Origin of the sequence: Rhodococcus sp. EPR-157, from assembly GCF_001647195.1 — a bacterium.
In the GTDB taxonomy this organism is placed as follows: Bacteria; Actinomycetota; Actinomycetes; order Mycobacteriales; family Mycobacteriaceae; genus Rhodococcoides.
This window is the reverse complement of sequence record NZ_LVCV01000370.1, coordinates 1-11248: the sequence shown is the minus strand read 5'-3', so window position 1 is coordinate 11248 and position 11248 is coordinate 1. Positions and strand designations below refer to the sequence as shown.

Sequence of the window (11248 nt, the reverse complement as noted above, 5' to 3'; positions counted from 1 at the left end):
GTGGTCGAGGCGCCGAGGTGCGGAGTCACGACGACCTGCGGCAACTCGAACAACGGACTGTCGGTGCAGGGCTCGGACGCGTAGACGTCGATGCCTGCAGCGAAGACGTGGCCACTGGTGATGGCGTCGGCGAGCGCCTGCTCGTCGACGAGTCCACCGCGGGCAGCGTTGACGACGATGACACCAGGCTTGGTCTTGGCGAGTGCTTCCTTGCCGATGATGCCCTTGGTCTCGGGTGTCTTCGGCAGGTGAACGGAGAACATGTCTGCACGCGTGAGCAGCTCGTCGAGGGTGACGAGTTCGATGCCCAGCTGCGCTGCGCGGGCAGCGGAGACGTACGGGTCGTACGCGATGACGTGGGTTTCGAAGGCTGCCAGCCGTTGCGCGAACAGCTGACCGATTCGGCCGAGTCCGACGACGCCGACGGTCTTGCCGAAGATTTCCACTCCGTTGAACTTGCTGCGCTTCCATTCGTGCTGACGCAGGGTCGCGTCCGCCGCCGGAATCTGGCGAGCTGCAGAAAGAAGCAACGTGACCGCGTGCTCGGCTGCGGTGTGGATGTTGGACGTCGGCGCGTTGACGACGAGGACGCCGCGCTCGGTGGCTGCGGGCACGTCGACGTTGTCGAGGCCCACGCCTGCACGGGCGACGATCTTCAGGTTCGTTCCGGCCGAGAGCACTTCGGCGTCGACAGTAGTGGCGGATCGAACGAGGATCGCGTCGGCCTCGGGGACCGCGGCGAGCAGAGCCGGGCGGTCCGGTCCGTCGACCCAACGAACCTCGACGCCGTCGCCAAGTGCCTCGACGGTGGACTGCGCAAGTTTGTCGGCGATCAGTACGACAGGACGGCCTGGCTGGCTCACGTGAAAAACTCCCCTATTTCGGTTGGAAACTTCTGTCGGTCGAGCTGGGCTTTGTGTCTGCGGTGCGGGTCGAGTTTAGATGTGCGGCCGGATGGAACAGGTTCCCACCCTCGCGGGGTGACGACCGAGAGGCACCCGCACGCGTGCCGAACACGCGCCTCGGGTGCCCCTCGATGTGCAGTTGAACGTCAGGCGGTTTCGGTGATCGGCCGATCGACCCAGCTCATCAGGTCGCGCAGCTTCTTGCCGGTGACCTCGATGGGATGCTCGGCGTTGGCTTTGCGGAGTCCCTCGAGCTCGGTGTTGCCGTTCTCGACGTTGGCGACCAGGCGACGGGTGAACTCACCCGACTGGATGTCGGCCAGAATGGCCTTCATCCGCTCCTTGGTGCCTGCATCGATGACGCGCGGTCCCGAGAGGTAGCCACCGAACTCGGCGGTGTCGGACACCGAGTAGTTCATCCGAGCGATGCCACCCTCGTACATGAGGTCGACGATGAGCTTGAGCTCGTGCAGCACCTCGAAGTACGCCATCTCGGGCGCGTATCCGGCCTCGACCATGACCTCGAAGCCCGTCTTGACGAGTTCTTCGGTGCCACCGCAGAGCACGGCCTGCTCGCCGAAGAGGTCGGTCTCGGTTTCTTCCTTGAACGTGGTCTTGATGACGCCTGCGCGGGTGCCGCCGATGCCCTTGGCCCACGACAGTGCGAGCGCCTGGCCCTCACCCTTCGGGTCCTGATCGATGGCGATGAGCGCGGGAACGCCCTTGCCGTCGACGAACTGGCGACGCACGAGGTGGCCGGGGCCCTTGGGTGCGACCATGCCGACGGTGACGAATTCGGGAGCCTTGATCAGGTCGAAGTGGATGTTGAGTCCGTGGCCGAAGAACAGCGCGTCGCCGTCCTTCAGGTTGGGCTCGATCTCCTCGGAGAAGATCTTGGCCTGGGCGGTGTCGGGTGCGAGCACCATGATCACGTCCGCCCACTCGGACACCTCGGCGGGAGTGCCGACCTTCAGGCCCTGCTCCTCCGCCTTGGCGCGAGACTTCGAGCCAGCCGCCAGGCCGATGCGCACATCGACGCCGGAGTCGCGCAGGCTCAGCGAGTGCGCGTGGCCCTGGCTTCCGTAGCCGATCACAGCGACCTTGCGGCCCTGAATGATCGACAGATCAGCATCGTCGTCGTAGAACATCTCGACTGCCACTGTTTGTAACCTTTCCTTCGATTTCGCTGAATATCACTTCCGCCGCTCAGCGCGACGCTGTGATCGATTTCGGTCCACGTCCGACGGCAACGACTCCCGACTGAACTATTTCTCGAATTCCATAGGGGTCCAACATCTTGAGCAACGCATCGAGCTTCGAGCGTGTGCCCGTCGCCTCGACCGTCACAGCCTCGGGCGATACGTCGATCACCTTGGCGCGGAACAGATTGACGGTCTCGATGACCTCGCTGCGCACGCTCGAGTCTGCACGAACCTTGATGAGCAGGAGCTCACGCGCAACCGACGAGTCGTCGTCCTGCTCGACGATCTTGATGACGTTGATGAGCTTGTTGAGCTGCTTCGTCACCTGCTCGAGCGGGAACTCGTCAACGGTCACGACGATCGTCATGCGTGAAATCCCGGGAATCTCGGTGCCCCCGACCGCAAGCGAAGAGATGTTGAAGCCGCGACGTGAGAACAGTGCGGCAACGCGGGCCAGCACACCTGGCTTGTCCTCGACGAGAACGCTGAGGGTATGGCTCGTGCTCACTTGTCGATGCCTTTCGCGTCGGTTGACTGAACTTCTGCGTGCAGGGCGTCGCCGTGGGCTTGTTCTCGCGCCATGGCCTCGTGGATGATCGCCGGCTCCGCGACGGAGGCTTCGTCCTCGTCGAACAACGGACGGATCCCGCGCGCCGCCATGATCTCGTCGTTGCCGGTACCCGCAGCCACCATCGGCCACACCTGGGCGTCGGCGCCGACGATGAAGTCGATGACGACAGGGCGGTCGTTGATCGCACGTGCCTGTGCAATCACAGCGTCGACGTCTTCCTCACGCTCGCAACGAATTCCGACACAACCAAGCGCTTCCGCCAGCTTGACGAAGTCCGGGATGCGCTGCGCGCCGTGGGTACCCAGATTGGTGTTCGAGTAGCGCTCTTCGTAGAACAGAGTCTGCCACTGACGCACCATGCCGAGGTTGCCGTTGTTGATCAATGCAACCTTGATCGGGATGCCCTCGACTGCACACGTCGCGAGTTCCTGGTTGGTCATCTGGAAGCAGCCGTCACCGTCGATGGCCCAGACCTCGGCGTCGGGAAGGCCCATCTTGGCACCCATCGCCGCGGGAACTGCATAGCCCATCGTGCCGAGCCCGCCCGAGTTCAGCCACGTGCGCGGCTTCTCGTAGTTGATGAACTGCGCAGCCCACATCTGGTGCTGTCCGACGCCCGCGCAGTAGATCGCATCGGGTCCGGCGAACTTGCCGACCGAGGAGATCACGAACTCCGGGGACATGCTGCCGTCGCTCGGACGGTCGTAGCTGAGCGGGTAGGTCTTTCGAATCCCGTCCAGGTACTGCCACCAATCCTCGAGCTCGAGGGTGGTGCCGGTTGCCTGATCGGCTCGGATCGCCTCGATGAGCTCGGTGATGACCTCTTTGCAGTCGCCCACGATCGGGACGTCGGCGTAGCGGTTCTTGCCGATCTCGGCAGGGTCGATGTCGGCGTGGATGACCTTGGCATTGGGCGCGAACGACGACAGCTGTCCGGTGACGCGGTCGTCGAATCGTGCACCCAGCGTGATGAGCAGGTCGCTCCGCTGGAGAGAAGCCACAGCCGCAACGGTGCCGTGCATTCCCGGCATGCCCAGGTTCAGCTGGTGTGTATCCGGGAACGCGCCACGCGCCATCAACGTGGTGACGACCGGGATGCCGGTCAGTTCGGCCAGTTCGAGCAACTCTGCAGATGCGTTCGCCTTGATGACGCCGCCTCCGACGTACAGGACGGGCTGCTTGGAGTCGGCGATGAACCTGGCTGCTTCGCGGACCTGCTTGCCGTGCGGTTTGGTCACCGGACGGTACCCGGGGAGGCGCATTTCCGGCGGCCACGAGAACGTGGTCTGCGCCTGCAGGACGTCCTTCGGGATGTCGACGAGAACAGCGCCGGGCCGACCTGATGACGCGATGTAGAACGCCTCGGCCATGATGCGCGGGATGTCCGCCCCATCGGTGATCAGGAAGTTGTGCTTTGTCACCGGCATGGTGATGCCGGAGATATCGGCCTCCTGGAAGCCGTCGGTGCCGATGAGGCTGCGAGCGACCTGTCCGGTGATCGCGACGATCGGGACCGAGTCCATCTGAGCGTCGGCGAGCGGGGTCACCAGGTTGGTGGCACCAGGTCCGGACGTGGCCATGCAGACGCCGACGCGGCCGGTGGCCTGCGCGTATCCAGTTGCAGCGTGACCCGCGCCCTGCTCGTGGCGAACGAGGACGTGTCGAACCTTCTTCGAGTCGAACAGTGGGTCGTATACCGGAAGCACGGCGCCGCCCGGAATGCCGAATACCGTGTCGACGTCGAGTTCCTCGAGTGCTCGAACGACGGATTGTGCGCCGGTCACCTTCTCGGGGGCGACGTGGCGTCGGGATCCGTCGATGGCGCCGTTGTTTTCGGGCGCCGACGAGCTGTTGGCTGCCCCCGACTTACGTGTCGTGGGCCCTGGGCGTGCAGTTGGTGCGCTCACTGATGCTTCCTCAGTATGAAAGAAATTGCTGGGCGATCTCTGGGCAAGAAAAAACCCCCGTCAGCCGAGGCTGGACGAGGGTGGCGCGTCGATGCGAGTAGGAGTGAACCGGCTCAGGCGACGACGCGCCGGCCGATTACGAGTATCCATGTTCGCTTCACGCGCTCGACGGTAGGCGCGCGCATAGCGAAGAGTCAAACTCGTCACGACGCAATCCCATTATGTGAGATCGCGTAGATGCAATGCGAAGATGAAGGGGTGTCACCTTCGCAGCAGTCCGAACCACCGGACATATCCTCCCATACGCCCGATCCGTCCCCGCAGGTCATCCGTCTCCCGCGCCTAGCGCTGGTCGGCGTCGCCCTCCTCGTGTTCGGTGTCGCGTTCCCCGCAATCAGCTGGCCCGCCGCTTTCGGATGGCTGTTCGTACTTCCGATCGCCGTCGCCGTCTGGGTGATCCGGGTGCGCACAGTCGTCGGTCCCGACGGACTGGCAATGCGCCGGGTCTTCGGATCCGACTCGGTCCGCTGGGACGAGGTGCGCGGGATCCACTTCCCCGATCGCCGATGGGCCCGGGTGGTGCTCGACGACAAATCCGAGAAGTCGCTTCCGTTGGTTCGCTTCGAACTCCTGCCGCTGCTCGCCGCCGCCAGCGGTGGTCGGATCACCGACCCGTACGCGGCAGCGGCCGCCGCTGCAGACGAAGACGAGACGGTCACGCCAGAGGAAAAGGGCTTGTAGGTCGGGAGTAATCTCGGGCACGCGATAACCGCTCTCGGGATTGAGGAAGACACTTTATGCCGCCGCTACGGTCACGGGTCACCACTGTCGGACGCAACGCAGCAGGCGCGCGCTCGCTGTGGCGCGCCACCGGAATGACAGATTCGGATTTCGGGAAACCGATCGTGGCGATCGCCAATTCCTACACGCAGTTCGTACCCGGGCACGTCCATCTGAAGAATGTCGGCGAGATCGTCGCCGACGCCGTGCGCGCTGCGGGCGGTGTCCCCCGCGAGTTCCACACCATCGCCGTCGACGACGGAATCGCAATGGGCCACGGCGGCATGCTCTATTCGCTCCCGAGCCGCGAAATCATCGCCGATTCGGTCGAATACATGGCAAATGCGCACACGGCCGACGCGCTCGTCTGCATCTCCAACTGCGACAAGATCACGCCCGGAATGCTCAATGCGGCCATGCGGCTGAACATTCCGTCCGTCTTCGTCTCGGGCGGGCCGATGGAAGCAGGCAAGGCGGTCGTCGTCGGCGGCGTCGCGCAGGCCCCGACGGACCTCATCACCGCGATCTCGGCGAGCGCCAACGATGCTGTGTCCGAAGAAGGACTGGACGAAGTCGAGCGCAGCGCGTGCCCGACCTGCGGGTCCTGCTCCGGCATGTTCACTGCCAACTCCATGAATTGCCTCACCGAGGCGCTGGGATTGGCGCTGCCCGGCAACGGCTCGACGCTCGCCACCCACAAGGCCAGGTATGCGCTGTTCCAGCGTGCGGGCACCACCGTCGTCGAGGCGGCGCTGAAGTACTACCGCGACGAGGACGAGTCCGTTCTGCCGCGAAACATCGCAACTCCTGCCGCCTTCCGCAACGCGATGGCTCTCGACGTGGCAATGGGCGGTTCCACCAATACCGTGTTGCACACCCTGGCTGCAGCTCAGGAAGGCGAGGTCGACTTCGATCTCGACACCATCGACGCCATCAGTCGCAAGGTGCCGTGTTTGTCCAAGGTGTCCCCCAACTCCGACTATCACATGGAAGACGTCCACCGGGCCGGCGGAATTCCGGCGCTTCTCGGTGAACTCCGCCGGGCGGACCTATTGGAAACCGACGTGTCGACAGTGCACACGAAGAGTTTCGACGAGTGGCTCGACACGTGGGACATTCGCTCGGGCAAGGCGTCGGACGAGGCACTGGAGCTCTTCCATGCCGCCCCTGGCGGCGTTCGCACGATCGAGCCGTTCTCGACCGAGAACCGATGGTCCTCCCTCGACACCGACGCTACCGGCGGATGCATCCGAGACAAAGAGCATGCCTACACCGTCGAAGGTGGTCTGGTGGTGCTGCGCGGGAACATTGCCCTCGACGGCGCCATCCTCAAGACCGCGGGCATCGACGAGGAACTGTTCTCGTTCCAAGGCCCTGCGCTCGTCGTCGAGTCGCAAGAGGAAGCAGTCTCGGCGATCCTGCAGAAGAAGATCACAGCCGGCGACGTTCTGGTCGTGCGCTACGAGGGCCCCAAGGGTGGTCCGGGCATGCAGGAGATGCTGCACCCGACCGCGTTTCTCAAGGGCGCGGGGCTCGGAAAGGTGTGCGCTCTGATCACCGACGGACGCTTCTCCGGCGGAACCTCCGGGCTGTCCATCGGCCACATCTCGCCGGAAGCTGCTGCCGGTGGCGTGATCGGTCTCGTCGAGAACGGTGACCAGGTCCGCATCGACGTTGCGTCGCGCACACTCGAGATACTCGTCGAAGAGGAGACCCTGGCTGCCCGTCGGGCAAAGATGGAGGCATCCGAGCGGCCATGGCAGCCGGTGGACCGTCAGCGCACGGTCACCACTGCTTTGCGCGCGTACGCGGCGCTCGCCACCTCGGCGGACAAGGGTGCGGTCCGATACGTTCCGTGACCGGCCGTCCCGGCCCAGTGGCGTGATTGAGTGCACCCTGGTGCACTTAACCGCGCCACTGGGCCGAAGGCCCCAGCCTTACTGGACCAGCGGATTCGCACCGTTGAGGAAGATCCACATGCACACGCCTCCGGCGACGCCGAGAACGAGTGCGAGGAACGAACCGAATCGCGGACGCGTCGCCCATCCCCGACGGCCATCGAGAGCGATCTTGCCCGGACCGGTCAAAATAATCGCGGCAGCGGCGATACCGAGCACCGTTTCGTATTCGACTCCGCTCGGTGCGAAGAACTGCAAGCCTGGCTCCGCGGCCTGTTTGAAGCACCAGGCATTGATGATCACGCTCAGCACCGCAGCGCCGGCGAACGGCGTTGCGAGACCGAGGATCAGTAACGCTCCGCCGGCCGTCTCGCCGACCGCGCCGGCGATGGCCAGTAAGTTGGCCTGCTCGTAGCCGCTCTCCTCGAGCAGGGACCGAAAGCCATCGAGTCCCGGCCCGTTCCAGATTCCGACGAGCTTCTGCAGACCGTGGACCAGGAAGATCCCACCGACGACGAGCCTGAGCAGCAATAGCCCGAGGTCGGTCGTTCCGCGTCTCGCGGGAATCTCCACCGTCTCGGTCCGCACCACGGGTTCGGGGTCTGCGGCGGCATACGCAGGCGCCGGAGTCGACTTCATGACCTCGGTCGGCTGCTCGGAGTACCCGGAACGGCTGTCCGGCGCAATCGGTTCGTCGAACTGCGACGGCCGGAACGACGGGATCTGCTCTGTCGGATAGGTCCCCGACCCACTTCTACCGAAGTCCAGTTCGTCTTCGGTCTTGGGATGCAATTTTTCGGTCGGCTGGTCGTACGGACTCGACGCGGGCTCGTAGCCTGTGTCGGATCGTTCGGGGTCGCGAGGCTTGTCGGTCACACGTCAACACTAGAGCGAGCCGAGGTCGAATCCCCTGCATTCCGGCCTGGCGCGGCGCCGATTTGTGCGTCGCATCGCAGAGGCTGCCGGGCCCTCGAGTAACGTTTCGGGTATGAAGCTGGTGCGTGCCTCGTCCCGAACAGCAACCCTCGCGACCGTTGTGGCGATGACCACGGTCCTCGTGGCCGGCTGTGCCCGATTCGACGACTCGACCGCTTCTCCCTTCACTCCCGAGCCCTCGTTCGGCGCCGCCGAGATCGATCCCGCCGATCCGAATGCTCCGCCGACGTCCACGACTCCGAACGGCCCGACGACACCTCCCGGCCCGTGTGTCGATCTCGATCCGAACGTCATTGCTACGTGCCTCGACACCACCGGCGGGCTCGTCATGCTGCCCGACGGTGCGTCTGCGTTGGTCGCCGAACGTCGCACCGGCCGAATAGTGCAAGTGGCGCAGGGCCGGTCTCCGATCGAGATCGCGAGGGTGAACGTCGACGCCAGTGGTGACGGCGGCCTGCTCGATCTGGCTCTGTCGCCCAGCTACACCGAGGACGGTCTGATGTACGCATACATCACGACGCAATCGGACAACCGCGTCGTTCGCATCGCCGCGGGTGATACGCCGAAGGACGTACTCACCGGAATCCCGAAGAGCGCGCAGGGGAATCGCGGGGCACTCGACTTCTACAACCCGAGACAGCTGTTGGTGCTGACCGGTGACGCCGGTAGCCCTGCCGCCGCAACCGATCCGACGTCCCTCGCCGGCAAGCTCCTCCGTGTCGAGTCCCTTGTTCCGTCTCAGAACGGTCCTGCCCCACAGGTTGCGCTCAGCGGCATCGGTACAGCCGGCGACGTCTGTATCGACCCGACCGGCGGAATCTGGGTTACCGATCGCACTGCCGTCGAAGATCGACTCCAACGCATCGATCCTCTCGGCGCCGTCATCTCCCCCGTCTGGACGTGGCCCGACCGACCGGGCGTCGCCGGGTGCGGAGCCGGGCCGGGTGCGGTGGCCATAGCCCTGACGAACGCCAAGGCGATGGCGGTGTTGGTCACCGACGAGAACACCGGCGCGGTCACAGCGGCACCGTCTCTGCTCGTGCAGGACCGCTACGGCCAGTTGAACGGTGCCGCGATCTCTCCCGACGGTCAGATCTGGGCAGGCACCGTCAACAAGAACGGCGAGACGCCAGGGCCCAACGACGATCGGGTCGTCAAGATCCCGGTTCCTGCGGGCGGCGGCGGCTTCGACTAGCCCCGGTGTCGCCGGCGAGCAGCGTCGCAATCATCGGTAGGACGAGCACCGTGATAGCGCCCGCCGCAACGAGTATGGACGCACTCGCGGTCGACATCTGACCGGAGTCGACGGCCACGCCGGTGACAGCGACGATCAGCGGAAGGCCAGTCGTCGCATAGAGCGCGACGCGGACCTGTTCGCGCGTGCTGAACTCGCTCTGCGCGTCCCACCTCGTCGCGAAGAACACAGGCAGTCCACGTACCAGGACGAGAAGAGCCAGGAAGGCAACGAGAACACCTGGCGCAGCAATGACCGCGCTGACGTCGATCGACATGCCCGAAGTGACGAAGAAGACCGGAATCAGAAAGCCGAACGCCAGACCTCCGAGCTTCACCTCCAGTTGCTCGTCGCCGGTGGGCATCACGCGGCGCAGGATGAAGCCCGCAGCGAACGCACCGAGGATGATGTCGAGGCCGAAGACCGTCGCGATTGCGGTCAATGTGATCAGGAGGAGAACCGTCAGACGCACCGTGGTCTGGGCAGTCGTGTCCGAGCCCCGCCGGATCACCGCGAGCAGCTTCGAGCCTTCACGCCGCAGAGCAAGCGGAACGAAGCCGACGGCGATCGCGGCAAGAACGAACAACCCTAGAATCACGATGGATTCGATATCTCCACGCGATCCCAGCAGGATCGCCATCGCGATCACCGGACCGAGTTCACCGATCGCGCCGTGATTGATCACAGTGCGTCCCAGTGCAGAACTCTGGAGACCACTGTCCTTCAGGATCGGTAGCAGTGTGCCGAGAGCTGTCGACGTCAACGCGATCGCGACAGCGATCTCCGCGGACACAGCTCCAGAACGTCCGAGCAGCAATACGGCCGCGAATGCCGCTGTGAGACTGATCAGCCACGTCACCACTGCGCGACGGCCGCCCCGTCCAGTGATCTCCGAGACGTCGATCTCGAATCCCGCGAGCAGGAACAACATTCCGAGACCGAGCTGGCGCAGTAGGTCGACCTCACTGCCGTCGACTGCCCAACCGAGAACGTTGGGCCCGACGATCATGCCGAACACCAGAAGGAGAACGACTTCGGGCAGCAGCCTGCGCGGCACGAACCCGGCAAGGAGCGGCGCCAGCACAGCGATCAGCGCTATCAGAAACAGCGACGCTCCCGCCGAGGGCATGGGAATACTTCAGCTCAGCTGCAGGCAGCCAGTACGAGTTCCTTCACACGTGCCGCATCCGCTTGTCCCCGAGTCGCTTTCATGACGGCACCGACGATTGCGCCCGCGGCTTGCACCTTGCCGGCGCGAATCTTGTCGGCCACACCAGGATTGGCCGCGAGTGCCTCGTCGACAGCTGCCTGCAACTTGGTGTCGTCCTTCTCCACGACGAGTCCGCGCGCCGCCATGACAGCGGTCGGTTCGCCTTCGCCGGCAAGAACACCGTCGACGATCTGACGCGCACCGTTGTTGTTGACCTTGCCGTCGGCAACCAGGTTGGCGACCTCGGCGACCTGGGCGGGGGTGATGGCAAGCTCGGTGAGCTCGACACCTGCGATGTTCGCCTGCTGCGCGAGATAGGACACCCACCACGAGCGCGCCGCCTGAGCCGTCGCACCGGCGTCGACCGTCGCAGCGACGAGTTCGAGTGCGCCCGAGTTGACCAGGTCTCGCATCTCCTCGTCGGACACACCCCAGTCCGCCTGGATGCGGGCACGCCGGAGCCACGGGAGTTCCGGTAGCGTCGCGCGCAGTTCTTCGATCCACGCTGCGTCGGGAGCAACGGGGGCCAGATCGGGTTCGGGGAAGTACCGGTAGTCCTCCGCCGTCTCCTTCTTCCGTCCCTTCGAGGTCGTGCCGTCCACTTC

The 11248-nt window shown here is 64.6% G+C and carries 9 protein-coding genes and 1 pseudogene; 3 read left to right on the top strand and 7 right to left on the bottom strand.

The annotated features are described in order from the left end of the window. The 4 genes from A2J03_RS17025 to A2J03_RS17010 form a co-directional block, all read right to left on the bottom strand. The coding region (locus A2J03_RS17025; protein WP_197480831.1) for an NAD(P)-dependent oxidoreductase at positions 1-863 on the bottom strand (863 nt) is incomplete at its 3' end. Between the two features lie 188 nt (positions 864-1051). Then, positions 1052-2053 carry a ketol-acid reductoisomerase gene (gene ilvC, locus A2J03_RS17020; RefSeq protein WP_170944858.1) on the bottom strand — a complete coding sequence of 334 codons (1002 nt, stop codon included), beginning with the start codon at positions 2051-2053 and terminating at the stop codon, positions 1052-1054. A gap of 58 nt (positions 2054-2111) precedes the next feature. Next, positions 2112-2615, bottom strand: a complete 504-nt coding sequence (gene ilvN, locus A2J03_RS17015; protein ID WP_068376145.1) for an acetolactate synthase small subunit — start codon at positions 2613-2615, stop codon at positions 2112-2114. Continuing rightward, entirely contained in the window at positions 2612-4585 is a 1974-nt protein-coding gene (locus A2J03_RS17010) for an acetolactate synthase large subunit (protein WP_068376141.1), read from the bottom strand. The genes ilvN and A2J03_RS17010 overlap by 4 nt, the downstream gene beginning before the upstream one ends. A 258-nt stretch (positions 4586-4843) precedes the next feature. Between A2J03_RS17010 and A2J03_RS17005 the strand changes: the two genes are divergently transcribed. Both A2J03_RS17005 and ilvD read left to right on the top strand, forming a co-directional pair. After that, positions 4844-5326 (top strand): PH domain-containing protein, encoded by a 483-nt coding sequence (locus A2J03_RS17005; RefSeq protein ID WP_197480830.1) that lies wholly within the window; start codon positions 4844-4846, stop codon positions 5324-5326. 56 nt (positions 5327-5382) lie between these two features. Continuing rightward, positions 5383-7224: a dihydroxy-acid dehydratase gene (gene ilvD / locus A2J03_RS17000; RefSeq protein ID WP_068376139.1), complete on the top strand. Its 1842-nt coding sequence runs from the start codon at positions 5383-5385 to the stop codon at positions 7222-7224. 78 nt (positions 7225-7302) lie between these two features. Here ilvD and A2J03_RS16995 read toward each other — a convergent pair whose 3' ends face one another. Beyond that, positions 7303-8139 (bottom strand): DoxX family protein, encoded by an 837-nt coding sequence (locus A2J03_RS16995; protein WP_068376138.1) that lies wholly within the window; start codon positions 8137-8139, stop codon positions 7303-7305. Positions 8140-8251: 112 nt separating this feature from the next. Here A2J03_RS16995 and A2J03_RS16990 point away from each other — a divergent pair, with 112 nt between their 5' ends. Then, positions 8252-9394 (top strand): PQQ-dependent sugar dehydrogenase, encoded by a 1143-nt coding sequence (locus A2J03_RS16990; protein WP_068376136.1) that lies wholly within the window; start codon positions 8252-8254, stop codon positions 9392-9394. On the opposite strand, the gene A2J03_RS16985 is transcribed toward A2J03_RS16990, so the two are convergent. Both A2J03_RS16985 and A2J03_RS16980 read right to left on the bottom strand, forming a co-directional pair. After that, the gene (locus tag A2J03_RS16985) at positions 9354-10562 is read right to left on the bottom strand and encodes a cation:proton antiporter (protein WP_068376134.1); all 1209 of its coding nucleotides are present in this window, start codon (positions 10560-10562) and stop codon (positions 9354-9356) included. The two genes, A2J03_RS16990 and A2J03_RS16985, sit on opposite strands and share 41 nt — an antisense overlap. 14 nt (positions 10563-10576) lie before the next feature. Next, positions 10577-11248 (bottom strand): annotated as a pseudogene (locus tag A2J03_RS16980) (Asp-tRNA(Asn)/Glu-tRNA(Gln) amidotransferase subunit GatB); the annotation flags it as partial.